The organism is Stenotrophomonas sp. 3(2025), from assembly GCF_052665395.1.
Genome location: NZ_JBQOIF010000001.1, coordinates 145,574 through 172,246, shown reverse-complemented (window position 1 = coordinate 172,246; position 26,673 = coordinate 145,574). Strand labels below are relative to the sequence as shown.

General features: G+C 66.1%; 23 protein-coding genes and 1 pseudogene. 17 read left to right on the top strand and 7 right to left on the bottom strand.

Annotation, left to right across the window (positions count from 1 at the left end; genetic code table 11):
- Positions 1-159: 159 nt before the first annotated feature.
- On the top strand, positions 160-2,445 hold the full coding sequence (locus ACUXVE_RS00795; protein ID WP_445513610.1) for an FdhF/YdeP family oxidoreductase: 2,286 nt from the start codon (positions 160-162) through the stop codon (positions 2,443-2,445).
- Between the two features lie 9 nt (positions 2,446-2,454).
- On the opposite strand, the gene ACUXVE_RS00790 is transcribed toward ACUXVE_RS00795, so the two are convergent.
- The gene (locus ACUXVE_RS00790; protein ID WP_445513609.1) at positions 2,455-2,889 is read right to left on the bottom strand and encodes a hypothetical protein; all 435 of its coding nucleotides are present in this window, start codon (positions 2,887-2,889) and stop codon (positions 2,455-2,457) included.
- Between the two features lie 110 nt (positions 2,890-2,999).
- Between ACUXVE_RS00790 and ACUXVE_RS00785 the strand changes: the two genes are divergently transcribed.
- Positions 3,000-3,323: a hypothetical protein gene (locus ACUXVE_RS00785; RefSeq protein WP_445513608.1), complete on the top strand. Its 324-nt coding sequence runs from the start codon at positions 3,000-3,002 to the stop codon at positions 3,321-3,323.
- Between the two features lie 116 nt (positions 3,324-3,439).
- Positions 3,440-3,976, top strand: coding sequence for a DUF411 domain-containing protein (locus ACUXVE_RS00780; protein ID WP_222389388.1), 537 nt, complete (start codon positions 3,440-3,442; stop codon positions 3,974-3,976).
- 42 nt (positions 3,977-4,018) lie between these two features.
- Here ACUXVE_RS00780 and blaL1 read toward each other — a convergent pair whose 3' ends face one another.
- On the bottom strand, positions 4,019-4,891 hold the full coding sequence (blaL1, locus tag ACUXVE_RS00775; RefSeq protein ID WP_445513607.1) for a L1 family subclass B3 metallo-beta-lactamase: 873 nt from the start codon (positions 4,889-4,891) through the stop codon (positions 4,019-4,021).
- A gap of 203 nt (positions 4,892-5,094) precedes the next feature.
- Between blaL1 and ACUXVE_RS00770 the strand changes: the two genes are divergently transcribed.
- A complete protein-coding gene (locus tag ACUXVE_RS00770; protein ID WP_445513606.1) occupies positions 5,095-6,840 on the top strand; it encodes an amidohydrolase in 1,746 nt (581 codons plus the stop codon).
- Positions 6,841-6,896: 56 nt separating this feature from the next.
- Here the strand turns inward: ACUXVE_RS00770 and ACUXVE_RS00765 are convergent, their stop codons facing one another.
- Positions 6,897-7,355, bottom strand: coding sequence for a hypothetical protein (locus ACUXVE_RS00765; protein ID WP_445513605.1), 459 nt, complete (start codon positions 7,353-7,355; stop codon positions 6,897-6,899).
- Positions 7,356-7,561: 206 nt separating this feature from the next.
- Between ACUXVE_RS00765 and ACUXVE_RS00760 the strand changes: the two genes are divergently transcribed.
- The 4 genes from ACUXVE_RS00760 (at position 7,562) to ACUXVE_RS00745 (ending at position 15,253) form a co-directional block, all read left to right on the top strand.
- A complete protein-coding gene (locus tag ACUXVE_RS00760) occupies positions 7,562-7,828 on the top strand; it encodes a hypothetical protein (RefSeq protein ID WP_222389395.1) in 267 nt (88 codons plus the stop codon).
- A gap of 14 nt (positions 7,829-7,842) precedes the next feature.
- Positions 7,843-9,012, top strand: a complete 1,170-nt coding sequence (locus ACUXVE_RS00755; RefSeq protein WP_445513604.1) for a low temperature requirement protein A — start codon at positions 7,843-7,845, stop codon at positions 9,010-9,012.
- 131 nt (positions 9,013-9,143) lie between these two features.
- Positions 9,144-11,822 (top strand): ATP-binding protein, encoded by a 2,679-nt coding sequence (locus tag ACUXVE_RS00750; protein WP_445513603.1) that lies wholly within the window; start codon positions 9,144-9,146, stop codon positions 11,820-11,822.
- Between the two features lie 101 nt (positions 11,823-11,923).
- Complete coding sequence (locus tag ACUXVE_RS00745; protein WP_445513602.1) at positions 11,924-15,253, top strand: ATP-binding protein; 3,330 nt, start codon at positions 11,924-11,926, stop codon at positions 15,251-15,253.
- Between the two features lie 11 nt (positions 15,254-15,264).
- Here the strand turns inward: ACUXVE_RS00745 and ACUXVE_RS00740 are convergent, their stop codons facing one another.
- Positions 15,265-15,924, bottom strand: coding sequence for a response regulator (locus ACUXVE_RS00740; protein WP_222389400.1), 660 nt, complete (start codon positions 15,922-15,924; stop codon positions 15,265-15,267).
- A gap of 119 nt (positions 15,925-16,043) precedes the next feature.
- Here ACUXVE_RS00740 and ACUXVE_RS00735 point away from each other — a divergent pair, with 119 nt between their 5' ends.
- The 9 genes from ACUXVE_RS00735 to ACUXVE_RS00695 all read left to right on the top strand — a co-directional run bounded on the left by ACUXVE_RS00735 (position 16,044) and on the right by ACUXVE_RS00695 (position 23,868).
- Complete coding sequence (locus ACUXVE_RS00735; protein ID WP_222389402.1) at positions 16,044-16,733, top strand: response regulator transcription factor; 690 nt, start codon at positions 16,044-16,046, stop codon at positions 16,731-16,733.
- 99 nt (positions 16,734-16,832) lie between these two features.
- On the top strand, positions 16,833-16,997 hold the full coding sequence (locus ACUXVE_RS00730; protein WP_165933907.1) for a hypothetical protein: 165 nt from the start codon (positions 16,833-16,835) through the stop codon (positions 16,995-16,997).
- A 228-nt stretch (positions 16,998-17,225) separates the two neighbouring features.
- Entirely contained in the window at positions 17,226-17,789 is a 564-nt protein-coding gene (locus tag ACUXVE_RS00725; protein WP_093818438.1) for a fimbrial protein, read from the top strand.
- 62 nt (positions 17,790-17,851) lie between these two features.
- Positions 17,852-18,592 (top strand): fimbrial biogenesis chaperone, encoded by a 741-nt coding sequence (locus ACUXVE_RS00720; protein WP_445513601.1) that lies wholly within the window; start codon positions 17,852-17,854, stop codon positions 18,590-18,592.
- A gap of 52 nt (positions 18,593-18,644) precedes the next feature.
- A complete protein-coding gene (locus tag ACUXVE_RS00715; protein ID WP_222389403.1) occupies positions 18,645-21,323 on the top strand; it encodes a fimbria/pilus outer membrane usher protein in 2,679 nt (892 codons plus the stop codon).
- Positions 21,320-22,387, top strand: coding sequence for a fimbrial protein (locus ACUXVE_RS00710; protein WP_445513600.1), 1,068 nt, complete (start codon positions 21,320-21,322; stop codon positions 22,385-22,387). The genes ACUXVE_RS00715 and ACUXVE_RS00710 overlap by 4 nt, the downstream gene beginning before the upstream one ends.
- A 1-nt stretch (position 22,388) precedes the next feature.
- Positions 22,389-22,883 carry a fimbrial protein gene (locus ACUXVE_RS00705; protein ID WP_445513599.1) on the top strand — a complete coding sequence of 165 codons (495 nt, stop codon included), beginning with the start codon at positions 22,389-22,391 and terminating at the stop codon, positions 22,881-22,883.
- 8 nt (positions 22,884-22,891) lie between these two features.
- On the top strand, positions 22,892-23,371 hold the full coding sequence (locus ACUXVE_RS00700; RefSeq protein ID WP_093818433.1) for a fimbrial protein: 480 nt from the start codon (positions 22,892-22,894) through the stop codon (positions 23,369-23,371).
- Between the two features lie 8 nt (positions 23,372-23,379).
- Positions 23,380-23,868: a fimbrial protein gene (locus ACUXVE_RS00695; protein ID WP_093818432.1), complete on the top strand. Its 489-nt coding sequence runs from the start codon at positions 23,380-23,382 to the stop codon at positions 23,866-23,868.
- A gap of 174 nt (positions 23,869-24,042) precedes the next feature.
- Here ACUXVE_RS00695 and ACUXVE_RS00690 read toward each other — a convergent pair whose 3' ends face one another.
- The 3 genes and pseudogenes from ACUXVE_RS00690 to ACUXVE_RS00680 all read right to left on the bottom strand — a co-directional run bounded on the left by ACUXVE_RS00690 (position 24,043) and on the right by ACUXVE_RS00680 (position 26,652).
- The gene (locus tag ACUXVE_RS00690; protein ID WP_445513598.1) at positions 24,043-24,684 is read right to left on the bottom strand and encodes a response regulator transcription factor; all 642 of its coding nucleotides are present in this window, start codon (positions 24,682-24,684) and stop codon (positions 24,043-24,045) included.
- Positions 24,677-25,735: a sensor histidine kinase gene (locus tag ACUXVE_RS00685; RefSeq protein WP_093818430.1), complete on the bottom strand. Its 1,059-nt coding sequence runs from the start codon at positions 25,733-25,735 to the stop codon at positions 24,677-24,679. The genes ACUXVE_RS00690 and ACUXVE_RS00685 overlap by 8 nt, the downstream gene beginning before the upstream one ends.
- Positions 25,736-25,914: 179 nt before the next feature.
- A pseudogene (locus tag ACUXVE_RS00680) lies at positions 25,915-26,652 on the bottom strand (MgtC/SapB family protein).
- Between the last annotated feature and the right edge of the window lie 21 nt (positions 26,653-26,673).

Genomic DNA, 26,673 nt, shown 5'->3' with positions numbered 1-26,673 from the left:
GCCATCCAGTGAAGACGCGGTGGTAACCGTTGCCATGGCAGCCTGCTGTACCCGGGCTGGGCCATGGCGTTGGGGTTGCCGGTGTGCTTGACTGGCCACGGCAGCCGGGCGCGGGCCCGGCACTGCTGGCAGGCACTCCACCAACGCAGGTTCCCGACCATGTCCGAACAGAAGCCGCCGCGTTACAAGCCCTACAACCAACCGGCAGGTGGCTGGGGGGCCGCCGGTGCGACCGCCAAGGTGCTGCTGCAGCAGAGCGTGATCGGTAAAGGATCCAAGGCGCTGCTGGCGATGAACCAGCCGGGCGGATTCAAGTGCCCCAGCTGCGCGTTCCCCGATGCCGACCACCGAAAGAAGCTGGAATTCTGCGAGAACGGTGCCAAGGCCTTGGCCTGGGAAGCGACCCAGCACCGGGTGACCCGTGAGCTGTTCGCCCAGCACACCGTCACCGAGCTGATGGCGCAGACCGATTACTGGTTGGAGCAGCAGGGCCGGCTGACCGAGCCGATGCGCTACGACGCCGCCACCGATCAGTACGTGCCCTGCGAATGGGACGAGGCGTTCGCACTCATCGGTCGTCATCTGCAGGCGCTGGACAACCCCGACCAGGCCGAGTTCTACACCTCCGGCCGCACGCCCAACGAGGCGGCGTTCCTGTATTCGATCTTCGTGCGCGAGTTCGGTACCAACAACTTCCCGGACTGCTCGAACATGTGCCACGAGCCGACCAGCCGTGGCCTGCCACCAGCGATAGGCGTGGGCAAGGGCACCATCGTGCTGGACGATTTCGAGCACGCCGAGGCGATCTTCGTGATGGGCCAGAACACCGGCACCAACTCGCCGCGGATGATGAGCAACCTGGTGGAAGCGCGCAAGCGCGGCGTGCCGATCGTGGCGGTCAACCCGATGCCGGAGCGTGCCCTGATCCGCTTCACCGAACCGCAAGACGTGGTGCAGATGGCCACGTTCGGTTCCACCGAGATCACCAGCGAGTTCGTGCACGTCCGCATCGGCGGCGACCTGGCGCTGATCAAGGGCATGATGAAGGTGATGTTCGAGCGCGAGGCCCAGGGTGAGCAGGTGCTGGATCATGCCTTCCTGGCCGAACACACCGTTGGCCTGGAGGCGCTGCGCGAGGACGTGCTGGCGCAGGACTGGGATGAGATCGTGCGGGTGTCGGGCATCGCGCAGGAACAGATCCGGCGCTGCGCGGAGATCTACATCCGTTCGCAGGCGACGGTCATCTGCTATGGCATGGGCCTGACCCAGCACCAGCAGGGGTCGCGGCTGCTGCAGCAGGTGGCCAACCTGTTGTTGCTGCGCGGTAATTTCGGCAAGCCGGGCGCGGGTATCGGTCCGATCCGTGGCCATTCCAACGTGCAGGGCGACCGCACCGTCGGCATCGACGAGAAGCCCACGGCGCGCTACCTGGATCGCGTGCAGCAGGTGTTTGGTTTCGATCCGCCGCGCGAGCACGGCCACCATGTGGTCGAGTCGATCGCGGCGATGCTCGATGGCAGCGCCAAGGTGTTCATCGGCATGGGCGGCAACTTCATCCATGCCGTGCCCGATACCGAGCGCGCCTACCAGGCCATGCGCAGACTGGAACTGACCGTGGGCATCGCCACCAAGCTCAACCGGGGGCATCTTGTGCACGGTCGCGACGCGCTGATCCTGCCGGTGGTGGCGCGCTCGGAGTGGATCCGCACGCCGAAGGGCGAGCAGTTCGTCACCATCGAAGATGCGATGTCCAACGTGACGGCGTCGCGCGGCGTGCTGGAGCCGGCCAGCGACCACGTGCTGCCGGAGGTGGAGATCGTCTGCCGGATGGCGATGGCAACGTTGCCGGACAGCAAGGTGGACTGGGCCGCGTACATGCACGATTACGGCCCGATCCGCGACCTGATCGCCGCCGTCTACCCGGACATCTATGCCGGCTTCAACGAGCGCATCCAGGCACTGCACGGTTTCCACCTGGATATTCCGCCGCGCAGGCGCGTGTGGCCGACCCCGAACGGCAAGGCCAACATCCTCGTCATGCCAGGCCTGGAAGTGAACACGGTAGTCGATGACCCGGAGATGCTGCGGCTGGCCACGGTGCGTTCGCACGACCAGTACAACACCACCATCTACAGCTACAACGACCGCTACCGGGGCGTGTACAACGACCGCATGGTGGTGTTCATGAACATCGAGGACCGTCTGGCGCGCGGGCTCGGCAAGGAAGCGCTGGTAAGCCTGGAAACGATCAGCGACGACGGCGTGACGCGGCGAATCGGAGGCCTGACCGTGCTTGACTACCCGATGCCGCGCGGGGCGCTGGCGGGCTACTACCCGGAGCTCAACCCCCTGCTGCCGCTGGACTACTACGATCGGATCAGCGGTACGCCAGCAGCGAAATCCATTCCGGTACGGATGCGCGCGCAGGTCGACGTGCCCGCGTAGGCGCCGATCCTACAATTGCTCGTTGTCGCTCAGCACGATGCTGCCATCCAGCAGCACCGGCACCATCTGGGTCCAGACCTTGGCGTTGTAGTCGAGGCTGACCAGGTACACCCAGCCGCGCGCTGCGTCTTCGCTCTGCGGCGCAGCGCCGGCGGTGAACCGCTGCAGGCTTACCTCGGAGACCACGAAGTCATCGCCGGGATAACGTAGGCGCGCGTGGGCCAGTGCTGCCGCCGCAGCTTGATGCACCGACAGCGGCGGCTCGGCGCGTGCCGGGTCGAACGCGGGAAGCGTTCGCAATCGCGTCCCGCTTACCTGCCAGCGCTCATGGGTGTGGTCACCATCGCCGCTGGACAGCACGGTCCATTGGCGTTCGCCTGCCATGACCGGAAGGCTCAGCAACGCGGACAGCAGGAGGGCAGCAGAGGTGAAGCGGGTAGGCATGGAAAGGCTCCAATGAACGTCATGCATGATGACAGCAGGCAGCGGCGACGGGCGTATCGTGCGTCGGCTATCATCAGCCCGTGGATATATCCGGCCTGCTGCTGCGACTGATGCTGCTCCTGACCCTGGTGCTCAATGCACCGGCGCTGGCACTTGCCTCGGGCGGCATCAACGGTCAGTCCGGCGGTGGTCATTGCGATGGCCCCCACGAGATCGCCGACGCTGCGATCTCTGTCACGCCCGCCTGCTGCGATGAACGGGACGAAGCCGCGTGCAGCAGCGAGGGTTGCGAGTGCGTGCCGGCGAGTGTGGCCATGCTGCCGTCGGCGGCAAGCCTTGCTGCATGGCCGCTGCGTGCAGTGCCCGGCGACGCGCTGCCGCCGGCTCATCCCGCGCCTGCGCTGCCTCACCTGATTCGTCCGCCGATCGCCTGATGCGCGCAGGTTGCGTACCTGCCGTCCTGCAGTACCCCTCATCTACTTGACCCACGCGCATCCGTCGCGTGGATGGCAGGCGCTCGCGCCTGCGATTGCAAAGGAAAACCTGATCCATGAACCGCATTCTTTCCCTGAGCCTGTTGCTCACCCCCGTTCTGCTGGCCACCGCCTGCGCGCGTGCCTCCGAAGAGGCCGTGTCCTCGCCCGCAACCGCAACCGCCTCGGCGGTCGAGGCGACGGCCGGAGCGACGATCGACCGGGAGCTTCCGTTGGCCATCGTGCACAAGACGGCCAGTTGCGGTTGCTGTGGCGTGTGGGCCGACCACCTGAAGGCTGCCGGCTTCGCGGTTGAGATACGCGATACCGATGACATGCATCCGGTCAAGCAACGGCTCGGCGTACCGGCCGGCAAGGCGTCCTGCCATACCGCCGAGATCGGTGGCTATGTGGTGGAAGGCCATATTCCGGCCAGCGACATCAAGCGCCTGCTGAAGGAACGGCCGACGGCACGTGGCCTGGTGCTGCCGGGGATGCCGGCTGGATCACCGGGCATGGAAATGCCTGATGGCCATGTGCAGCCGTATACCGTGGAGCTGGTGCTGGCCGATGGCCGCACCCAGCCCTTCGCACAGCACGGGCAGGGTGGCTGACAAGGTGTAGCGGGCGCGGCGGCGGATCGCCGCCGCGCCTGCTCAACGCTGCTTTCCGCGTTGCTTCTTCAACTGCGCGTCGAAATTGCGTTCGGCCGTGTCGGCGTAGTCCTGGCAGGTCATTGCCTTGGCACCCGCTGATGCTCCGGCTGCGTAGTTCCAGCCGCTGGCGCCGGGATGCGGGGTCAGCAGGACATCGCAGGGCAGGGCGCGCACCGTGGCGAAGCTGCGGCGATAGTCCTCGATCAGGTGCGGGTAGCGCGGGTTGGCCTGCAGCTGATAGCCCGGCGCACTCAGACTGTCGGCGTAGACCATGCGCACCGGCTTGCCGCCGCGGGTGTCGGTCCAGGTCCAGGCGGTGCTGCCCGGGGTATGGCCGGGCACGAAGTGCGCGGTGAAGTCGACCCCGCCGAGCGAGACCACCTCGCCATCCATGATGATCCTGTCCGCCGTTGCGGGCGGATAGGTGATGTCGTCGCCGAAGTGCAGGTCGTTGCTGCCGCCACGTGCCAGCAGCACCGCAGATTCGGCATTTGCGACGATCTGCGCAGCGGTATTGCGCTTGAGCGCAGCAACCGGGCCGGCGTGGTCGGCGTGGGCATGGCTGAGCAGGATCAGGCGCAGATCCTGCGGCGCAACGCCGCGCGCTTTCATGTTGCGCAGCAGGTGGTCGGCCATCTGCGGCATGCCGCCATCGAGCAGCACCGCGCCCTGCGACGTCTGCACCAGCAGTGCGGTCAGGTCTTCGGTGCCGATCTGCCAGGTGTGATCGGCAATCTGCAGCGGCGCCATTGGCTGCAACCAGGAGGCATCAACGGTGTAGGCACGCAGTTGCGGCAGCGTCGGTTCGGCGGCGGCAACGTTGGCAACTGCGAGGACGGTGACGAGGGGGAAGATGATGCTCTGCAGGCGCATGGCGATGGAGTTGATGGCGAAGGTGAAACGAGGCTAGCACGCAGTGCTGGAAGCCCGTTTCGCGCATTTCTAATGGCAGGCATGAGCTGCATTGCATGCCCGGGGAGCTCGTTCAGGAAGGCGGGGTGAAAGAGCGAAGCCGTTCGCAGCACGCCAACCTCTGGCGGGGTAACCTGCCCGGACCACAAGGAAGGAGAAGACGCATGTGCATCGCGTGCAATCCGGGCGCCGCAGCGTATCTGCAGGCACGACGTGAGTTCCTCGGCGCCATGGTGGGGCTGGGCGTGCTGGCCGTCGGTGGCGCTTCGCTGTCACCTGCTGCCCATGCAGGCACCACTGCGGTGGGATCTACAGGCCCCGCGGACCTGATCTTCCACAACGGGCCGATCATCACCATGGCCCCGCACCCGCACCCGCACCCGGAGGCGTTGGCCGTGCGCAATGGCCGCATCCTTGCGGTGGGCGCGAAGGAGCAGGTGTGGCAGCACCACGGGCCGAACACTGAACTGGTCGACCTCAAGGGCCGCGCGTTGCTGCCGGGTTTCATCGATCCGCATATGCATTCGGCAATGGCCATTCTCTCCGAGTGGCTGGACGTCACTCCGTTCAGCACGCGTACGCTGGCCGACGCAATGGCGAAGATCAGCACGGCAGCCAGCGCACTCAGGCCCGGTGAATGGCTGCGTGCACAGGGCATCGACCCGTCGCTGATGCACGGTGACCCGATCACCATGGCGGCACTGGACAAGGCCGCACCGGACAATCCGGTGTTCGTACTGGAGTCCAACGGCCATATCGCGTACAGCAACAGCAAGGGCTTTGCCGCGGCTGGAGTGAACGACGCCACGCCGGACCCGGACCAGGGACGGTACATCCGCAGGGATGGCAGGCTGACCGGGCGCATGGAGGAGTCCCCGGCGATGAAACCGTTCATGGCGGTTGTGCCGATGCCCAGCCAAGCGCGCTACGCCGAACTGGTCCAGCAGCTGTTCGCCGACGCGGCCAAGGCGGGCTGTACCAGCCTGCATGATGCGGGCATTGGCACCGGTGGCGTCTCCGACCTCGATCTGCTCAACACCGTGATGGCGGCCAATCCACCGGTGCGGTATTCCGGCTTTCTGACCTCGGATCTGATGGATGACTGGATCAGGCTCGGGTTGAAGCCGGGGCACGGCAACGACACGTTCCGCCTGACCGGCATCAAGTTCTGGTCCGACGGGTCCAACCAGGCGCAGACCGGTTACCAGCGCGAGCACTATCTGCATTCGGACAAGCGTGGCGCGCTCAACTACACCCAGGACGAGCTGGTTGCCGGCGTCCAGCGGGCGCACGACCTCGGCTGGCAGATCGGCATCCACGCCAATGGAGATGCGGCCATCGATACCACGCTCAATGTGTACCAGACAGTGTTGAAGAAGACACCGCGCAAGGATCACCGGCATCGCATCGAACATTGCAGCGTGCTCCATCGGGAGCAGATCACCCGGCTGTCGCAGCTGCAGGTCTCGCCGTCGTTCCTGATCGGCCATGTCCACTACTGGGGAAAGGCGTTCCGTGACGATATCCTGGGGCCGGAGCGGGCGGCACTGTACGATCCGTGCCGGTCTGCATTGAAGGGTGGGCTGCGGATTTCGCTGCACTCGGATTTCAACGTCACCACCATTGCGCCGCTGCGCTACATCGACAATGCGGTGAACCGGGTGATGCTCGATGGCGGCGAAGTGCTCAATCCGGGGGAGTGCATCACTGTCGAAGAGGCGCTGCGTGCGGTTACTCTCGATGCCGCCTGGCAGTGCCGCACCGATCACATCGTCGGCAGCCTGGAGCCTGGCAAGTATGCGGACCTGGTCATCCTCGACCAGGATCCGCTGAGTGTTCATCCCGGCAAGGTCGGCAGTCTTACGGTGCAGGAAACCTGGCTGCAGGGCGTACGACGTTACAAGGCCTGATCCGGCCATGTCGCCCCGGCATGCAGGGCTGCCGGGGCGACGTGGTCCTGGCTGTCTCAGTAGCGGTACTGCCACCCCAGCGTAAGCACTCGCCCACGCCCGGCGAAATAGCTCGGGTTGGATGGCGTGGTCTGCGAGTAGTAGGTGATGGACTGCTTGTTGGCGAGGTTCTGCACGCCCAGGGTGAAACTGCGCTTGCCCAGCGCATAGCGGGCGACCAGGTCGACCGTGGTGTAGCCCTTGAAGCTGGCCACCGGCACGCCGCGCAGGTCTTCGGCACGGCAACGATCAACCGCAGCGTCATGCGCCATCCGTCGCAGCAGCGCGATCGGCTGCAGCACGCCGGCCGGTTCGGGGCGCTCCAGCAGGCGTACGCAGACGTCGTGCACCGCCTCGCGAGCCAGCCCGGGTGAGGCCAAGCGACGGCGCAGGTAATCCACCCGATCCTCGTAGTGGCGCACCAGCGAGGACACCAACGGCAGCACAGGTGGCGGGGAGTGCGGTGGCGTGGGCATCCGGGAGAACGGCGCAGGCAGGAAGGGGTGCCACGCAGGGCCAGCCCTGTGCGGTGCCACGATAATAATGGGAACTGTTCGCATTTGCCATCGGATGAGCGACGACGGGATTGTTCGCGGTGCCCGGAAGGTGAATCCACGATCACCCTCTGCAGCGCACACTCGGCGGCAGATAGGCTGCATGGCAGCCATCGGGGAGAGTGACCATGCACGTGCTTCTGGTGATCGTCGCTGGGTTCCTGCTGCTGGCCGTCTTCGCGCTGTTCGGCAGGCTCTGGAGCACAAGCAGCCCTCAGCTGCCAACGGCGCTGCTGGCCTTCATCGGCACCTGGCTGCTGGTATCGGTGGCCAACATGTGGGTGGGGGTCAGCCGGGCAGGCTATACGGTGCGCGAGGAGTTGCCGGTCCTGCTGCTGGTGTTTGCCGTGCCGGCGCTGGTGGCCGGTGTCATCTTCTGGCGGCTGGGCCGCTGAACCGAGGATCCGTGATGCCGGCAACGCCCCGTCTTCCTGCCCTGCGTCGTCGCGACGGCCATCATGCACGGGTGACCTACGAAGAACTGTTCTTCGACCTGGTCTATGTGTTCGCGGTCACCCAGCTCAGCCACCACCTGCTGCACCACCTGGGCCTGCTGGGCGTGCTGCAGACGCTGGTGCTGTGGTTTGCGGTCTGGCTTGGCTGGCAGTACGCGTGCTGGGTCAGTAACTGGTTCGACCCGGAGGCGCCGCGTATCCGTGGCCTGTTGTTCGTCACGATGCTGCTGGCGTTGCTGATGTCTTCGTCCATCCCGGAAGCCTTTGCCGGTCGCGCCTGGATATTCGCCGGTGCCTACGCCACGATGCAGGTAGGGCGGACGCTGTTCGTGCTGCTGGAAGTAGGGCGCGCGCACCCGCTGGCCGCCAACTTCAGGCGCATGCTGGCCTGGGTCAGCGTTTCGGCCTGCTTCTGGCTGGCCGGTGCATCGGTCGAGGGCAATGCGCGGCTGGCATTGTGGGCGGTGGCGGTCGCCTGCGAGTACATCTCGCCGATGTTCGGCTTCGCGTTTCCGGGCCTTGGCCGTTCGCGTACCCGCGAGTGGACCATCGAAGGTGGGCACCTGGCCGAGCGCTGCCAGTTGTTCGTGATCGTCGCATTGGGTGAGACGTTGCTGGCAACCGGCGGTGTGCTGAGCGAGGTGGAGCACTGGAGTGGCGCGGTGGTGTCGGCAGTGCTGGCGACCTTTGCCGGTACGATCGCGATGTGGTGGCTGTACTTCGGCATCTCCAGCCGCGACGCCACCGACACCATCACCCGTTCCGACGATCCGGGCCGCATCGGCGCCTACTTCCACTACGTGCACGCGCTGCTGATCGCCGGCATCATTGCCACTGCCGTCGGCAACGACCTGGTGATGGACGAACCGGAGGCGAGGGTGACCCTGCCGCATGCCGCGATGCTGGCAGCGGGGCCGTTGATCTACCTGCTGGGCAGCGCACTGTACAAGCGGGCGGTCTACGGCCGCGTGCCGCGCTCGCACCTGGTGGGGGCAGGGGCTCTGGTCGTGCTCGGCTTCGTGCTGCCATGGATGCACCTGCTGGCCGCTGGGTGGCTGACCAGCATCGTGCTGCTGGCGGTGGGGCTGGCCGATACACGGTTGAAACGCCGGCATCTGGGGTGATCAGGCACAGAACTCAGCCCGGTCCTATGGGGAGGATCCCAGGGCGCCGATAGCCTCGTGATCCCATCACAGGCCGTTACCCAGGAGGCCGCCGGCGTCGTTCTGAGCCGGTGTCGCTGCCTGCCCCCCACATGCACTGGTTCCCCTTCCTTCCACTTACGTTGCGCGGATGCAAGCCCCCTGCCGACGAGGACTGCGACGTCAGCGCGCTGCGGCTCTATCAGCACCGCGTGCTGCTGTGGGGTGGGTGCCTGCTCAGTCTTGCCATTGTTGCCGGGATGGTCGCGCTGGTCCTGCTGCAGGCCAGCGGCTTCCAGACCCGTCGACTGGAAGCCCTGCAGCGTACCCATGCCGCAGTGGAGGCGCATCTGGTCGCGGCCGATGCTGCACACCAGCGCATGCTGAACATGGCCGAGTACGCCTGGCGGCATCGTCCGGACAGCGATGCCGCGACCCGCCTGGCAGAACGGCAGCGCTACCTTGCCGGCGGCCAGCGGATGGTCGTCAACGCCGGGCCGGAGAGCGCGCCGCAGATGGTGCTGGGTGTAGGCACCGACCACTGGCCTTTGGCGCGCCTGGATCGCTATCTCACCTTGGCCCACTCGTTGTCGGTGATACGCCGGCTGAGTGCCTCGGATACCGAAGCGGAAACGGCCGCCAGTGGCTTCTTCTTCGACCCCAGCCATCAGTTCCTTGTGCTGGGCGACGGGCTGACCGAACAGCGCCTGCTGGCTGCGACCAACGCGGGGCATCGTGCGCAGTTGTTCCAGCATCTGCAGCAGCTGTCGGAGCCGGCGGCGCGTAGCGGGCACACCCCGCACGCGCTGCCGGCGCTTGAAAGCCCGATGCAGATCGCACTTGTACGCCATCCGGTGAGTGGGGCAGCCTCCATTGCGGTGCGACTCCTGGCCCATGACAGAAAGGGGGCGATCGGGACGTTCGTGACCTTGGAGCCGACCCACCGCTTGGCACGGGTGATGGCCGTGGCGGATAGAGGTGCCTCGTTCGTGGTGACGGCCGATGGTGGTGTGGTTGCCGGTACCGCCGACGCCGGGGACATGCCTCTGACATCCGTTGCGCGCGCACTGCGCAGCAGCCAGCAGCGCGGCGATTCGGTGATGGCGGTGCGGCAGGGCCTGCGCTTCTACCAGGCGCTGCCCATTGCCGGTACCGATTGGTTGCTCGTCAATACGTACTGCCTGATGGACATCGCCCGCGACGGCTGGCGCCTGTACCTGGCGGCTGCGCTGTCAGGTGGCGGGTTGATGTTGGGCCTGTGGGTGCTGCTCGCGTGGCTGCATTGGCGCATATTCGGCCCGGCGCTGGCACGTGCAGCGCGCGTCTACCAGGGTGAACAGCTCAGCCGTTCGCTGATCCAGTTGTCGCCCGTCGGGCTGTGCCTGATCGACCGCCGGGAGGCCAATGCCGTCCTGCAGAACGAGCTGATGCGCCACTATGCAGCGGCGGCAGAGCGCAGCGGCATACCCCTCTATCTGCAGCTGGTACAGATGGCCACCGAGTGCGAATCCGGCGCCGCAGCGTCACCCGAGCCGGTGGAGTTCGAGCTGCCGATTCCAGCGAACAACAAGACACCGGCCCGGCAGCTGCTGGTCGGCGCCGTAGGCGCTACCTACCAGGGGCGCGATGTACTGCTGTGCGCGCTGCGTGACCTGAGCGCGCGGGTGGAACTGGAGCAGCAGCAGGCCCAGGCGCGCGAAGCCGCCGAAGCGGCAAGCCGCGCCAAGGGGACATTCCTGGCGACGATGAGCCACGAGATCCGCACGCCCCTGCATGGCATCCTCGGGCACCTCGAGCTGCTTGGCCGATCCTCGCTTGACGAGGACCAGCGCGCCCGCCTTCGCCGCATCAACCAGTCGGCAGACTCGCTGCTGCAGATCATCAACGACGTGCTCGATTTCTCCCGCGCCGAGTCGGGGCAGCTTGAACTGCAGGCAGAGGTGTTCGAGCCGATCGTGCTGCTGGAGCGCGTCGCGGTGCTGTTCTCGCCGCTGGCAGAGGCCAAGGGCCTGGTGCTCGATCTGTCGGTGGACGGAGCCGTTCCGGGGCAGGTAAAGGGTCCACAGACCCGCATCGAGCAGGTACTGCGCAACCTGGTCAGCAACGCGGTGAAGTTCACGCTGTCCGGCCGTATCGACCTGCGGGTACGGGTGAATGGCGAGGGAGAAGCGCTTTCGCTGCAGGTGGAGGTGGCCGATTCGGGCATCGGCTTGAGTCCGACGCAGCTGGAGCGGCTGTTCCAGCCCTACGTCCAGGCCGATGCCAGCATCATCACCCGTTTCGGAGGCTCCGGCCTTGGCCTGTCCCTGTGCCGGGAGCTGTGCCAGCGGATGGGGGGGGAGATCCACGCGCGCAGCACGCCGGCGGTGGGCAGTGTGTTCGCGTTCTCCGTACCGGTGGAGCGCGTTGCCGGGGTTTCGCCGTCGCCCTTGGCCGGGCGCAACGTGATCCTCGTTTCGGCCGCAGCGGGGTGGCGCGATGAGTTGAACCGACGCCTGCAGGCCTGGGGTGCGCACGTACAGGTGATCGCCGACGTTGCCCAGCTTGCCCACGACGACTGCGACGTGGAAGCGGCGCTGGTGGTGTTCGAACGTGGGCCCACGCCCGGGCTGCAGCGCTGGTGTGAAGGCCGGTGCCTGGTGCGGGTGAGCGCCGATGGACCATTGCGTGCCCAGCGACGTGGTGGCGCCTGGCGCGTATCCTGCTATTCCGGGGAATCCCTGCTGCAGGCGCTGCAGGCGCCGACACGTACGGGGCAGGGCACGCTGTCGGTCCTGCAGGGCCTGCACTAGATTCATCGAAGGCGCCATTGCACGACCATCATCCAAGGGGAATCACCATGCATCCGGCCGCGCCTGCAGTGCCCATCAATCAGATCGACGCCTTGCGCAGGATGCAGCGACGATTGTTGTTCGGTGGTGGCGGCTTGATCAGCGTCCTGATCGTGTTGACCGCCGTAGCGAGCCTGGTCGGTGGCATCGGCGCGTTTCACTCGCAGGAGCGGCAGACCTTCCAGGACGCGCAGTCCGCGCTGGACTACTTCCTGTTCCAGCGCGACCGCGCCTACGCCAGCAGCATCAACGCCAACGACGCACTGTGGGCAGATCAACAGGATGAACTGCGGCGATTGGGTGCTCCGTTGCTTGGGGCTTTCCAGAGCGGGGGGCAGCAGTTGCTGGTGCGCGCCGAAGGGCGTGCTTCGGTGCCGTGGCTGGTGCTGGGCAATCCGGCGCAGCCCTTGCCGCAGGCCGAACTGCAGGCCTACCTCGGCATGCTGCACGAATACTCGGCGTATACCGCCGCAACCGTCACCGCCCTGCAGAGCCAGGGGCCGGTCACGATGTTCGCGTATGAGCCAAAGGGACGGCTGCTGGCGGTGGCCGGCGTGGTTGACGAAGCACAGCTGCTGCAGACGCTGCGGGTACCGACCCGCGCACAGGCGTTCGAACGGCTGATGCGGACCGAGACGGCCGTGCGCGGGCAGGTGCCGGCACCCGGGCCGGTGGTGAGCGCGGCACAGGGGCGCCGCTTGGTATCCTTCCTTGGCGACAATCCGCTCAACGGGCAGACGTCGTTGATCGGTGTGATGACCATGGCCCGCTCGGATGCGCCCTACTTCCGTCGCGTTGTATTCGAGTCGATCGACAATATCAGGAGCCGGCTGGAAGCGACCGACCCTGGCAGCTATGTGGTGAGTACCGGGAATGGGCGCGTGGTGCTGGCCGGCGGCCCACTTGCGCAGTCGCCTGGTTCACTGGCCCCCGTGCTGGTGAACGCGCGTGCCGATGCCGGCCAGCGCCAGTACCACGACGGCCGTTTCCTGGTCAGTGGTCCGCTGCGTGGCGTCGACTGGCGGCTGACCCATCTCTACAGCTGGTCCGATCTCTGGCGCGAGCAGCATGTGGCCATCCTGCTGCGGGTATTCACCGCGCTGCTGATCCTGGCAGCGTTGTGGATGCTGTTGTGGCGCATGGATCGCCGCGTCTTCGCGCCTGCATTGGCCAATGCCTCGCGGGTGTACGAGAGCGAAGCACTGAGCCAGGCGATCATAGGCACCGCGCCGGTGGGCCTGGCCCTGTTGCGCCGGGGCGACGGCGCGCCATTGCTGCAGAATCAGGTGGCACGCGCGTTGGCTGGCGGTGACGCTGACGACGATGGGGAGGTGCCCGGGCTCTATGCCCAGCTCATCGCCCACGCACGCAGCCTCCCGGCCCGAGGCGGCGAGTTCAACTGGGCGCTGGACGCAGGTACCGCAGATGCACGCCAGCTGCAGATTGCCCTGGCCGCTGCGCAGTACCACGATCAGGCGGTCTGGGTATGTGCGCTACGCGATGCGACCGCGCAGGTGGAGCTGCAGCGCACGCTGCAGCAGGCGCGACAGGATTCAGAACGTGCGCGCGAGGCCGCTGAAGCAGCCAGCCGTGCCAAGACCGCGTTCGTGGCGACGATGAGCCATGAAATCCGCACGCCACTCAATGGCGTGCTGGGTCACCTTGAGCTGCTGGCACGCTCGCCGCTGCAGCCCGACCAGCACGAGCGGCTGCAGCGGATCCGGCTGTCGGCCGATTCGCTGATGGCCATCATCAGCGACGTACTGGATTTCTCGAAGATCGAAGCTGGGCAGCTGGACATCGATCCACTGCCATTCGCGCTGCGGCCGCTGATCGAGCAGGCGGCGTTGCTGTATGCCCCGGAAGCCCAGCGCAAGGATGTGAAACTCTACTACGCCATCGATCCGGCGCTGGAAGAAACCTTCATCGGTGATGTTCATCGCATCCGCCAGATCCTCAACAACCTGCTGAGCAACGCGGTGAAGTTCACCGCCTCTGGCCGCATTACCGTGCGCGCCGATGCTGGCGGCGGGACTGCGCAACAGCGCCTTCTGCGCCTGCAGGTCGTTGATTCGGGCATCGGAATGACCGAAGACCATGTGGCCACCCTGTTTCGGCCCTTCCAGCAGGGAGATGCCAGCGTGTCGCGGCGTTACGGTGGCAGTGGACTTGGCCTGGCGCTGTGCCAGCAGCTGGCGCAGCTGTTGGGTGGCCGGATCCAGGTACAGAGCACGCTGGGCGTTGGCAGCGTGTTCACCCTCGAGGTGCCGGTGGCGCCAGGTGAGGCCGCGCCAACGCTGGACAAGCCGTTGTCCGGTCGCCGGATCACGCTGCTTTCTTCGGCGCAGGAGTGGCGGCAGGAGATCGGTCAGCTGCTGCAGCGCTGGGGGGCAGAAGCAACGGTGACCGAACGGCCTGCGGCCGGTCCGGTCTGCGAACCCGGGTCCACACTGGTGATCTTCGGCGAGCGCCGTGCGTGGACTGAAAACGAGGAGCAGGAAATGCTCCAGGGGCACGCGTGCGTGGTGCGTGCCTATCCGAGGGGACCGCTGTCTCCCGAGCAGCGTGAGGATGCGGTGCATGTCTCCTGCTATCTCAGCGCGGCGTTGTTGCAGATCCTGCGTGGAGACCGCCTGCCTGCGCCGCAGCTGCAGGACGTGCCGCCGAAGGTTCATGTCCGCCAGACGCGCGGGCGGGTTCTGCTCGTCGAGGACAACCCGGTCAATCGTGAGCTGATCCAGCAGCAGCTGGAAGAACTCGATTGCCTGGTGGACGCGGTGGAGAACGGCCAGGTCGCGTTGACGGGGTGGCAGCCAGGGAGCTGGGATATCGTGATGACCGACATCAACATGCCGATCATCGATGGCTATCAGCTCGCACGCGCATTGCGCGGTCTTGGCGAGACCCTGCCGATCCTTGCAGTGACTGCCACCGCCCTGGCCAGCGAACGCGAGCGCTGTCGTGCTGCCGGCATTGATGACCTGTTGCTCAAGCCACTGGATCTGGCCCGGCTGCTGGCAATGCTGGACCGCTACCTGCAGCCGCAGCCGCAGCCGCACCCGCAGCCGCAGCCGTCAAGCTCACCGTTGCCAGCAGGGCAGGACAAGCCGTTGAAGCTGCGCGCGCTGTTTGTGGAAAGCAGCTCGCGCGACCTGGAGCGGATGCGGATTGCAGGCGAGAGCCACGACGATGCGGTCCTGCTGGAACAGCTGCATGCAATCAAGGGCGTGTTGTTGATGATGGGGGAAAAACAGCTTGGCGCGCGCTTCGGCGATGCTGAGCGACTGCTGCGTGAGAAACGAAGCCTGCCAGAGGTCGACAGGATCGCGCTGCTGACCGATCTCAGCCTGTTGATCGAGGCCTATCGGGCGGGTCTGGAGAATGGTGGATGAGGCGGGTATGGCTAGCCCGCGTCCGGTCTGGCCGCACGCAGCCCCAGCTCGCTTGCGAACTTGAACAGGTCGGCGTCCTTTTCGATGCCGAGCTTGGCCATCCCGGTCGTTTTCTGTGTGCTGATGGTCTGCTTGCGGCGGTCAAGCCGTGTTGCGATTTCGTTGACGCTCAATCCAGAAACGAACAGCACCAGAACCTCGTGCTCACGGGGGGACAGCACAGCGGCAGTGCGGGCGCTTGCGCGCGCAGGAAACAATCGGGCGATGGACGGCGACAGGTAGCGGCGGTTGGCCCAGGCGGCAGCGATTGCCGCCGGAACGTGGCTGGTGTCGTCCGCCTTGCTCAGGATGTGGTTGATCCCGCTGGCGTGCAACGACTGGATCATGGCCGGTTGATCAAGCCCGGTCATCACGATCAAGCGCAGGTCGGGAAAATGTGCGCGCAGATAAGAGAGCAATTGCAACCCATCGCCGTAGGCGCCGCCAGGCATCGCATAATCGGTCACCACTACATCGCATGCAGCGTGTTCCAGCAGCGCGATCAGCGCAGAAGAGTCGCCCACCGCGCCGATGCAGGACAGGGTCGGGATTTCGTCGATGGCAGCTTCGATGCCCATGCGGATGACCGGATGGTCATCGGCAATGGCAACGCGGATGATCGGATGGGACATGGGATGACCCTGATGGTGTTAGGAACGACAGATATTGCCGCAAATCATGCAGGTCACTATAAGCCAGCCGGCCGCTGTCCGGCCGCTTGTGTGTTGCACCATTACCGGAGGACGCGAGCATGCCTTTGAACGTTGTCGTGGCTGATGACCACCCGGTCCTGTTGGCCGGCATGGAGCACCTGCTGCAGGCTGCGCCTGACCTGGTCGTCGCCGGGCTGGTGCGTGATTCCACCGAGCTGGTCGATCTGCTCAGCCGCACGCCGGTGGACGTGGCCGTCTGCGACTTCTCCATGCCCAACGGTCGCTATGGCGATGGTGTGACGTTGCTGAGGTTCCTGCAGCGCCGCTTTCCCTCCCTGCGGCTGGTGGTGCTGACCGGCATGGAAAGCCCGCTTGTTCTGCGCTCGATCCAGAAGGCGGGGGTGTCCTGCATCGTCAGCAAGAGCGACCCCCTGGAGCAGCTGTTGCCCGCAGTGGAGGCCGCCAGTCAGGGGCAGTCGTTCATATCGGCGGAGATCGCGCGCCTGGTCGTCGAGGACGGCGAGCAGGGAGACGTGCGCGACGCCGAGGCACTGTCCAAGCGGGAGTCTGAAGTGCTGCGCATGTTTGCAGAAGGGCTGAGCGTGCTGCAGATTGCCGAGCGCGTGGGCCGTAGCCGGAAAACGATCAGCACGCAGAAGATCGCAGCCATGCGCAAGCTCGGATTGCAGCGTGACGCGGACATTTTCGAGTATGCGCTGGCGCATGGCCTTGTGCAGGCGTCACAGAATGCGCGTGCAGGCGCGGCTGGAGAGGGATCTTCGGAGTGATTGGGGACCGGTCCGATGGACCGGCCCGCGTGCGCACCTAGGCTCGGGGTTGACCCCCCTTGCCCCGGTGATGATGTGTCCGTTCGTGAAGACCCCCATTTGACCGCTCTGCTGCTGCACTTCACCCGGCTGCCCGCGGCCGCGCAGGCACACTTTCTCGAACTGCTGAATCACTACCTGTTCGCTTCACCGCGACGCCGCAGCCAGCTGCGTCGACATTGGCACCTGCATGCCCCCGCCGACGACGAACGGGATGGTGTGTAAGGCGGTACCGCGCAGGCCGCGAGCGGCCCCGCCTGAAAACTCGGCCCGGTCCGATGGAGGCCAACGCCCCCGATTCCTAGCATTCCTTCCGCAGGCCAGGGAACTGGCCCGCCGGGAAGGGCGCTTCTCCCCAGCTGTCCCCCCGTTCCCGGCCCCGCCGTCCTCCCCGGCGGCGGGGCCTCTCTACCGCCTCGGGCGGACCACACCTGCGAAGAAGAATTCAACATCATGAAGCTCATCCCGATTGCTTCCGCTGCAACCCTGTTGCTGGCCGCTGCGGCCGCCAATGCCCAGTCCTATGGCTCGGGCGTCATCGAGTTCACCGGCGAGGTCACCGATCTGACCTGCACCATTTCCGGCGGCGCCGGCGCCATCGGCACCACCAACATCACGGTGCCGATGGATCCGGTCCAGGCCAATCAGCTGGCAGTCGCCGGCGACACCGCCGGGCTGCACCCGTTCCAGCTGGTCATCGGCGGCCCGGGCCAGGGCACCTGCCAGAACGGCAAGATCGCCGAGCTCTACTTCGATCCGACCGCCGGTCAGGTGGATGCGGGCAACGGCAACCTGCGCAACCAGGAGGCCAACGCGCCGGCCGTCAACACCCAGATCCAGGTGCTGTACAAGAACGCCGTGGTCGACCTGCGTGATCCGGCGTTCAAGACCGATCCGGTGACCATCGCCAACAACACCGCGGTAATCGACATGGCCAGCCAGTACGTCGCCGTCAACGGTGCCGCCGCCCCTGGCTTCGTGCAGTCGTACGTCAACTACAAGGTTGTCTACAACTGATGCCACTCAGGGACGCCGGCCTGTGCCGGCGTCCCTGTGAACCACCCTGCTGGAGGTGACCCATGTTTTCCGTCAACCACATGCTCTGTGTCGGCGTCCTCGCGCTCGGCGCGCTGTTTGCCCCATCCGCCGACGCGTCGGTGGTGATCGGTGGCACCCGCGTGGTCTACCCCGCGCAGGACAAGGAAGTCACCCTAAAGTTCATGAACGAAGGAGAACGCGCGGCACTGGTCCAGGTGTGGCTGGATGATGGCGACGATCAGTCGACGCCGGATACCGCCAAGGCGCCGTTCGCGGTCGCGCCCCCAGTGTTCCGCCTGGACCCGAAGAAGCAGCAGACTGCCCGTATCCTGTTCACCGGCGCCTCGCTTCCCGCCGATCGCGAAACGCTGTACTGGCTGAACATGCTGGAGATTCCGCCAAAGTCCGGTGGCAGCACTGCCAACATCCTGCAGTTCGCCTTCCGGACCCGCATCAAAGTGTTCTACCGCCCCTCGAATCTGGCTGGCGAGCCGGTACTGGCGCACCAGAAGGTGCGCTGGTCGCTGCAGTCCGCGCCGGGCCGGCTGCTGCTGCGCGCAGACAATCCCACGCCCTATCACGTCAACTTCGCCAGTGTCGGATTGTGGGCCAATGGCAAGGAGCAGGGCACGCAGGGCGGCGGCATGGTCGCACCGTTCTCGCAGGCCGAGTTCGCGCTGGAGGGAATCAGCGTGCGCCCACAGGGCGAGCTGAAGGCTGCAGTCACCGTCATCAACGACTTTGGTGCGCTGGTGCCGACCCAGGTTTCCCTGGTGCCCTGATCCGAGCGCGCAGGCACTGCGCGACTTCCCCCGTCCCTGCGGAGAGATTTCGATGAACGCCCCCAACAGGGCGCCGGGCAACGGCGCCTGTCGCCTGCTGCTTGCCCGGTTGCCGATGATGGTGGCAGCGATCCTGCTTGCGCGGACCGCCTCTGCAGCCGGTACCGGCATCGACGACGAGCTCGTGTTCGACGCAGCCTTCCTGCCTGCCGGGGCATCTTCACGACTGGATCTGGAACGATTCGCGCAAGCCGACTATGTTGCGCCCGGCACCTATCGGGGCGACATCCGCCTCAACGGACAGTGGCAGGCACGCACCGACATCCTCTACCGCGAGGTGGAGGGCGTGTCACGCCTGTGCCTGGATCCTGCCAGCCTGCAGGCCTACGGCATTGCGCCCGACCGCCTGCGCCTGGATCCGGCGCGGCCGCCGGAACTGGCGTGGCCGCAGGCGGTGTTCTGTGGAACGATCGGCGACATCGTGCCCGATGCGTCGGCGACGTTCGATGCGGGCAGCCAGACCTTGGAACTGCAGGTGCCCCAGCTGTACCTGCGCAGCGAGGCGCGGGGCCATGTCGATCCCAGCCAGTGGGATGCCGGCGTGCGTGCGTTCGCGCTCAGCTACAACGCGAACGCATACCACTATGACAGTGGCGGCGCATCCCGTCATTCGGGTTTCGTCGGCCTCAATGCTACCGGCCGTCTGGCCGGATGGCAGCTGGTGCACCAGGGCGCGATGACGCTCGGTGGCAGCCAATCACAGCGCTATCGTTCCACCGCAGCCTATCTGCAGCATGACATCGTGCCGTGGAAAGCGCAGCTGGTGCTGGGGGATACCTCAACGCCCGGCGACCTGTTCGAGAGCGTCCGCCTGCAAGGCCTGCGCGTGGGCAGCGACGATCGCATGCTGCCGCAGTCGCAGCGCGGGTTCGCACCGGTCATCCGTGGCGTCGCCGAGACCAACGCACGGGTGATCGTGCGCCAGCGCGGTGCCGTGCTGCATGAGGCCAGCGTCGCCCCGGGCCCGTTCGAACTGGATGACCTCTATCCCACCGGCTATGCCGGCGATCTGGAGGTGGAAGTGCGGGAGGCCGATGGCCGCTCCCGACGTTTCACGGTGCCGTATTCGGCGGTGCCGCAGCTGTTGAGGCCTGGCCAGTCGCGCTGGAGCGTTTCCGCCGGACGGGTCGACGAAAGCACGTTGCGTGCTGCGCCGGACATGCTGCAGTTGCAGTACCAGCGCGGTCTGTCCAATACGCTCAGCACCTACGGTGGCGTGGTGGCAGGCCAGGACTATCATGCAGGGCTGGCGGGGGCTGCAATCAATACCTCCTTCGGCGCGCTGGCGGCTGACGTATCGCTGGCCCGAACAGCCGTGCAGGGGCTGCCGACGATGAGCGGCAGCAGCTTCCGCCTGGCCTACAACCGCAACGTGGTGCGGACCGGCACGTCCTTCGCCGTTGCTGCCTATCGTTACGCCACCCGCGACTATGTGGGCCTGCGCGATTGGGCGTCGCTGCGTGATGCGCGTGCACGTGATCTGGATATCGACACCGTTGCACGCCAGCGCAACCGCATGGACCTGAGCATGAACCAGCGGCTTGGCGAGCGCGGTGGACAGCTGTTCGTGATCGGCACACGCCGCGACTTCTGGAATGCGCCGGGCCGCCAGCTCGACCTGAGCATCGGCTACAGCAACCAGTGGAAGGCCTTGAGTTACAGCCTGAACTTCCAGCGTACCCGCGACTCCATCGACTTCGGTCGAGATCACCTGCAGGACAGCATCCCCGGCGCAATCGTGCCGGAGCTGCGCGCGCAACAGGCACGCGTGGACAATCGGCTGATGCTCATGGTCTCGCTGCCGTTGGGTCGCTCGCCACGTGCGCCACTGGGCAACCTGATGCACAACCGCAGCCGCAATGGTGAGCCGGCGACTCAGTTGTCGACCAACGGCCTGTATGCGCGGGACGACCGATTCAGCTACGGCGCCACTTTGTCACGCATCGCCGGCAGCAACAGTGTCGACCTCAACGGCGGCTATCGCGGTTCGCGCGGGCAGTGGTCGGCAAGCGTCAGCAGGGGCAGCCGTTACAGCCAGCTGGGCATGGGCGCGACCGGCGGCATGGTGCTGCATGGCGATGGCCTGACCTTTGCGCCGCCGCTGGGCGACACCATTGCCCTGGTGCATGCGGCCGGCGCCGCGGGTGCACGCATCGAGAATGGTGGCGGTGCGCGGTTGGACAAGCGTGGTTACGCGGTTGTTCCATTCCTGACGCCCTATCAGCTGAACACCATTTCGATCGACCCCAAGGGCACCGGCTTCGACGTGGAACTGCAGGAAACCGCGCGCAGCGTCGCGCCGCGTGCGGGCTCCCTGGTGCGACTTGGCTTCAGCACGCGTGCCAGCCATGGACTGATGGTCGACGCACGCACCAATGACGATCGACCGCTACCGTTCGGCGCCGAGGCCACGGATGCCGAAGGCACCCCCATCGGCGTGGTGGGGCAGGGAAGCCGCCTGCTGCTGTCGGGCCTGCAGGCGTCCGGACCGGTGCAGGTGCAGTGGGGCCCTGGCAGCGATGAGCATTGCGTGATGCAGGTGGACGTGCCCTCCGCGCGTTCCAGCGGGGAGTACACCGTGCTGGAAGCGCGCTGCGAAATGAGCGCCGCTGCGGCCGATTCCCTCCCTGCCGCGCGGCCTCGCGTGGCCACCTTGGAGCAGGCTCCATGAACCTGATCACTTTCGTGACCCGCTTTTCCCTGCTTGGCCTGCTGCTGGCCTGCGCGCCGGTGTGGGCGCAGAACTGTCGGTTATCCGATGGTTACGCTCCGCTCGTCAATCTCGCCAACCTCAATGGTTCGATCACCGTGGGCCCCGACGTGCCCGTGGGTACCGAGATATTCCGGGCGACCTACTATGCCGGTCCGACCAACCAGATAACGTGCACGGCAGGGCGGATCGACCGCATCCACCAGTACACCTCGCTTCCGCATCGCGCATCGAGCTATGTCCATCCCAGTTATGGCACGGTCTATGAGACCAATGTGCCGGGCGTAGGAGTGGCGGTCTGGTACAACGGCAGTGGATTTCCCCGGCTCACCGAAGGGGAGACCAACGTGCAACCCCCCACGGTATTCCTGCTCTGGCCGGTTCAGTCCTACGACGTGAGCCTGATCAAGATCGGCCCGATCAGCCCGGGTACGGTGACCGGCGCCAACCTGCCACAGTTCGAGTACCGGATGACCGGCGTCAACCGCAACGTTCTGTTGTGGAGTGGGCGCGTGCAGGGCAGCCTCAACATCGTCTCGCGCACCTGCAGCACCAGTGACGTGCCTGTCGACCTGGGCACGCACCAGATGAGTGAGATTCCTGCCGTGGGATCCGCTACGGGTTGGGTGAATGTACCCGTGGTGCTCCGCAACTGCCCCGCGTTCTTCGGGCGCTACCGCGGTCACCTGACCACGGGCACGGTGCAGAGTGCCAACGGGCGGGTAGACAACCGTATCCGCTACCGTGTCGACCCGGTCACCGCCGTTGCCGATCGAGCGCGCTCTGTGATGGCCCTGCAGGATGATGGGGTGAACATGACGGCGACCGGAATCGGCATCCAGATCGGCACGCAGACGCAGGATTCGGTCGGCTTCAATGCGATGCGCGACTCCGGCTTGGTGCTGACCGAGACCAATAACGCGCAGTACACGATCATGCTGCGTGCACGCTATTACCGCCTTGCGGCGGCGGCCTCCTCCGGCCAGGCCAATGGCGCGGCGACCATCACGCTGGAGTACAACTGACATGCGCGCCATGCTGCGGTTGGCCATGCTGGCCCTGCTGATGCCGCCGCCATCGCACGCGGCCGACCTCACCCTCCGGTTCACCGGTCGCTTCCAGCCCGGCACCTGCCAGTTCAGCGTGGCCGACGTCGATGTGGGCACCTTCGAAGCGCCGTACTTCGCGACCAATGCGCAGTCACCGGCGGTCAGCTTCGTGCTTTCGCGCAGCAGCTGCGCCAGCGACCTGCGGGTGCTGCACGTGCGCATGGCGGGAACGGCCGACGGTAGTGATCCACGCTACTTCGCCATTCCCTCCAATGGCGGCGTGCGTGGACTTGCGGTGTGGCTGTACACCCCGTCGCAGCAGACATTGGCCCCCAACCAGGCAGGCTTCGACTGGGTGACCAGTGGAACGCCGGCTGCAGGGCACCTGCTGTATGCCCGCCTGGTACGTACCGGTACCGTGTCGGCCGGCACGCTGCGAACACCCGTGACCGTGCAGGTCACCTACAACTGAGGTCAACGATGGATCGCATCGCACTCTTGCTGGCGCTGGCCGCGGCGTCAGCCGCCGCACATGCCCAGGATAGCCAGCCTTTCACGGTCTCGGGCGAAATCCTGCCCGGCGCTTGTCGGATTTCCTTCCCCGATGTGGATCTGGGCTCGCATGCCGCCACGCTGTTCACCGGAAGCCATGGCACGGCCTACGTCGATTTCAGCGGTACCGTCAGCGACTGTGATCCGCTGGTGCGGCGTGTGGCGATGTCGTTCGATGGCAGTGCTGATCCGGACAACGGCCAGCTGTTCCAGGGCGTGCAGGGCGTTGGACTCGAGCTTGTGCGGGTGGTGTCGTCCCTGAATGTGCCGATCCCACCGGGTGGTCGAACGCAGTACACGACGGCCGAGGGCACCTACCCGTATCGCGCGCGCCTGCTGCAATCGGCGGCGGTGGTCGCGGCTGGACGTATCCAGCGACCCATCACGGTCTCCCTGACCTACAACTGAGAACCCTCATGCGCCGATCGATTCAATACGTGTGCCTTGCTGGTCTGTTCGCGCTCTCCGGCACTGTGTGCGCGCAGACCGCGACCACCACCAACTTCAACGTCACCGGCACCATCCTGCCCGGCGTGTGCCGCATTGCCGTGGCTGATGTCGACCTTGGAACCTATCAGGCCACCCAGTTCACCGGTGCGTTCAATACGCCGTTCCAGGCGGTCAACGTGGTGGTCAGCCAGTGTGATCCGCTGGTGACCCGGGTAGGCCTGCGCTTCACCGGCAGTGCCGATGGCAACGATGCCACGCTCTTCCAGGGTGTTGCTGGCATCGGCATCGAATTGCAGCGCACCAGCACCGGCACCCGGCTGCCGCCCGGCGGTCTGTCCCAGATGAGCACTGCCGCCGGCACCCACGTGTTCCGCGCGCGGTTCATGCAGAGCGCGGCGACGGTAGCAGCGGGAACGGTCAGCCGGCCGATCACGGTATCGATGACCTACAACTGAGACCCGGTACGCGTGACGTGCAGTCAATGTTCGGTTTCCCGGCATGGCATCCAGGCCGGGTCCAACGAGCAGGCGCATCGATGTTCCGAGCAGGCTATTGAAGGGCAGTGGCGATCGTCGCCAGCGTATCCACTGTACTGGGATTGCGCACCGTGCCGTGTGTTATGCAGGCGGTCATTGCGCAGCGGCCTGCAGGCGGTCGTACATGCGCACCAGATCGACCAGCGTGCGTGCTTCCATCTTGCGCATGACCTGCGCGCGACGCACCTTCACGGTGATCTCGCTGACCCCCAGGTCGGCGGCGATCTGCTTGTTCAGGCGACCGCGCACCACGCCGGCAACCACCTCGCGCTCGCCGGCGTTCAAGGTGCCCCAGCGCAGTTGCAATGCCCCCAGCGCATCACCCTCGCGGCGCCGCTGGCGATCGATCTCGATGCCCCTGTGGATCGCGTCCAGCAGTTCCTGGTCGCGGAACGGCTTGGTCAGGAATTCGATCGCACCGTCCTTGATCGCATTGACGCCCATGGCGATGTCGCCGTGGCCGGTGATGAACACCACCGGCAGGTGCAGATCGTGGCTGGCCATGCTGCGATGGAAATCGAGTCCGCTCTGCCCGGGCATGCGCACGTCCAGCACAAGGCAAGCCGGAGCGTCGTCCCTCGGGTGGGCAAGGAATTCCCCGGTGGAGGCGAAGGCCCGCACCTGCAGGCCCATCGAGGCCAGCAGGTCCTCCAGCGCGGCACGCACCGAGGCGTCGTCGTCGATCACATAGACGATCGGTGACGGTTCCACAGGTGTTGTGGTGGGTTCACGCATGCGCAGCCTCCGTGGCCGTGGGCAGCTCGAAGATGAAGCAGGCGCCGCCACCGGGCGGTCGTTCGGCGCGGATACGGCCGCCGTTGGCCTCGATCATCGAGCGGCTCAGGCTGAGACCCAGGCCGAGGCCGTTCGCCTTGGTGGTCCAGAATGCATCGAACACGCGGTCGGGCTGCTCCACGGGCAGGCCGATACCACGATCGCGTACGCTCAGGCTGACGCGGCTGCGGCCATCGTACGCCGTCAGCAGGGACAGCCTGCGCTCGCTTACCGGCGTATCCGACATCGCATCGACGGCGTTGAGGATGAGGTTGCCGATCACCTGCTGCACCTGTACGCGATCGGCGTGGGCAGCGGGAAGCTCATTGCCCAGCAGCAGCGCCACGGTCACACCATGCTGTTCCAGTTCGCTGCGCGAGAGTGCCAGCATTTCCTCGGTGGCCAGGTTGAGGTCGAAGGCCTGGCGCTCTGGCGCAGCGCCCTGGGTCAGGCCGCGGATGCGGGCAATCACGTCACTGGCACGATGGGCGTCGGCGACGATGCGGGCAATGGTCTGGCGCGCCTTGTCCAGGTTCGGCGGATCCTGGGCCAACCAGCGCTGGCTGGCTTCGGCGCTGCTGGCGATGGCCGCCAGTGGCTGGTTCACTTCATGTGCGATGGAGGTGGTCAGCTCGCCGACGGTGGAGGCGCGGGCCACCCGCAGCAGGCGTGCCTGTGCATCCTGCACTGCGGCCTTGGCCGCTTCCATCTTCAATGCCAGGTAGGTGGTGATGCCGATCACCAGCATGCCGATCGCTGAATTGACCAGGCCGATGCGGTAGGTGCCGAAGCGGGTCAGGAAGAAGCTGAGGCCGGTCAATGCGATGCAGACTGCCGCAAGGGCGATGAGGCCGCGGGCGGGCAGCCGCCGCGACGCTGCGAGGATGACCGCCGCGTAGAAGCAGGCAGCGGCAACGGCGTAGTCGGTAATCGTATCGACCAGGAAGATGGCCGCCATCACGATGATCAGGGCCAGCACGACCAGTGGGCGGCGGGGCGACAGCGATGGCATCGGGATAGCTCCCTGGCGTGGGTGGAAAGGATAGCAAAGCCGCCTTCGGTGGATGCCGGCCCTGGTCGGCATGCGCCAGAGAGATGCACGGTAGTGCCGGCCGCTGGCCGGCACCTGCCAAGGCGGTGCACGGTAGCGCCGGGCCATGCCCGGCGGAATGCATCCACCAGCGGCCGGCACTACTCCTCCAGGCTGGCGTTCCAGAATCCCTGGAGCACGCCCGGGGTGGCGGCCAGCGTTGCCAGCACCGCATCCAGTTCAGCGCCATCGACCGTGGTGGCGTACAGCACCGCTTCGATCTCGACATCGCGCTCGCCGAACGGCCGCTGGTCGACTGCGCGTACCGGGTACTGCGCCTGCTCCAGCAACAGCAGCAGCCGGTCCAGCACCTCGGCCTGCTGCTCACGCTGGCTGACCACGTTGATGGCATAGGTGGCCTCGCTGAACGCTTCCGGCAGCGGTTGCCGCTGGATGCGGTTCACCACCGGCCGCAGCAGGGTATTGGCAGCCAGCACGAACACCGCAGCCAGTACCGCTTCAGGCAGCAGCTTGATGCCGGCACAGGCGCCGACCGCCGCCGAGCCCCACAGCGTGGCGGCGGTGTTCAGGCCCGACACCTGGGCACCATCCTTCATGATCGCGCCGGCACCGAGGAAGCCGACACCGGAGATCACCTAAGCCACCACATGGAGTGGCGACGGCGGCCCGCCGTACAGGTCGTGGAAGCGCACGGCCAGGTCGACGAACACCGCTGCGCCCACCGCTACGAGCGTATTGGTGCGCAGGCCGGCGGTGCGCTGGCGGAACTGCCGCTCCAGGCCGATCAGCGCCCCCAGCACGAAGGCGACGGACAGGCTGATCAGCGAGCCGAGGGTGGCGCCCGCGTTGAACGCGGGCAGGTGCGGGTTGAAGTCCATGAGGGTTCTCCCTGCGCCGGT

Excerpts from the sequence above, each read along its gene's own strand:
- ACUXVE_RS00700 (WP_093818433.1), top strand. The coding sequence starts at position 22,892 with ATGGATCGCATCGCACTCTTGCTGGCGCTGGCCGCGGCGTCAGCCGCC.
- ACUXVE_RS00695 (WP_093818432.1), top strand. The coding sequence starts at position 23,380 with ATGCGCCGATCGATTCAATACGTGTGCCTTGCTGGTCTGTTCGCGCTC.
- ACUXVE_RS00790 (WP_445513609.1), bottom strand. The coding sequence starts at position 2,889 with ATGCCTACCCGCTTCACCTCTGCTGCCCTCCTGCTGTCCGCGTTGCTG.
- ACUXVE_RS00685 (WP_093818430.1), bottom strand. The coding sequence starts at position 25,735 with ATGCCATCGCTGTCGCCCCGCCGCCCACTGGTCGTGCTGGCCCTGATC.
- ACUXVE_RS00720 (WP_445513601.1), top strand. The coding sequence starts at position 17,852 with ATGTTTTCCGTCAACCACATGCTCTGTGTCGGCGTCCTCGCGCTCGGC.
- ACUXVE_RS00770 (WP_445513606.1), top strand. The coding sequence starts at position 5,095 with ATGTGCATCGCGTGCAATCCGGGCGCCGCAGCGTATCTGCAGGCACGA.
- blaL1 (WP_445513607.1), bottom strand. The coding sequence starts at position 4,891 with ATGCGCCTGCAGAGCATCATCTTCCCCCTCGTCACCGTCCTCGCAGTT.
- ACUXVE_RS00755 (WP_445513604.1), top strand. The coding sequence starts at position 7,843 with ATGCCGGCAACGCCCCGTCTTCCTGCCCTGCGTCGTCGCGACGGCCAT.
- ACUXVE_RS00715 (WP_222389403.1), top strand. The coding sequence starts at position 18,645 with ATGAACGCCCCCAACAGGGCGCCGGGCAACGGCGCCTGTCGCCTGCTG.
- ACUXVE_RS00750 (WP_445513603.1), top strand. The coding sequence starts at position 9,144 with ATGCACTGGTTCCCCTTCCTTCCACTTACGTTGCGCGGATGCAAGCCC.
- ACUXVE_RS00705 (WP_445513599.1), top strand. The coding sequence starts at position 22,389 with ATGCGCGCCATGCTGCGGTTGGCCATGCTGGCCCTGCTGATGCCGCCG.
- ACUXVE_RS00765 (WP_445513605.1), bottom strand. The coding sequence starts at position 7,355 with ATGCCCACGCCACCGCACTCCCCGCCACCTGTGCTGCCGTTGGTGTCC.
- ACUXVE_RS00735 (WP_222389402.1), top strand. The coding sequence starts at position 16,044 with ATGCCTTTGAACGTTGTCGTGGCTGATGACCACCCGGTCCTGTTGGCC.
- ACUXVE_RS00725 (WP_093818438.1), top strand. The coding sequence starts at position 17,226 with ATGAAGCTCATCCCGATTGCTTCCGCTGCAACCCTGTTGCTGGCCGCT.
- ACUXVE_RS00690 (WP_445513598.1), bottom strand. The coding sequence starts at position 24,684 with ATGCGTGAACCCACCACAACACCTGTGGAACCGTCACCGATCGTCTAT.
- ACUXVE_RS00710 (WP_445513600.1), top strand. The coding sequence starts at position 21,320 with ATGAACCTGATCACTTTCGTGACCCGCTTTTCCCTGCTTGGCCTGCTG.
- ACUXVE_RS00740 (WP_222389400.1), bottom strand. The coding sequence starts at position 15,924 with ATGTCCCATCCGATCATCCGCGTTGCCATTGCCGATGACCATCCGGTC.
- ACUXVE_RS00745 (WP_445513602.1), top strand. The coding sequence starts at position 11,924 with ATGCAGCGACGATTGTTGTTCGGTGGTGGCGGCTTGATCAGCGTCCTG.
- ACUXVE_RS00785 (WP_445513608.1), top strand. The coding sequence starts at position 3,000 with ATGCTGCTCCTGACCCTGGTGCTCAATGCACCGGCGCTGGCACTTGCC.
- ACUXVE_RS00760 (WP_222389395.1), top strand. The coding sequence starts at position 7,562 with ATGCACGTGCTTCTGGTGATCGTCGCTGGGTTCCTGCTGCTGGCCGTC.
- ACUXVE_RS00780 (WP_222389388.1), top strand. The coding sequence starts at position 3,440 with ATGAACCGCATTCTTTCCCTGAGCCTGTTGCTCACCCCCGTTCTGCTG.
- ACUXVE_RS00795 (WP_445513610.1), top strand. The coding sequence starts at position 160 with ATGTCCGAACAGAAGCCGCCGCGTTACAAGCCCTACAACCAACCGGCA.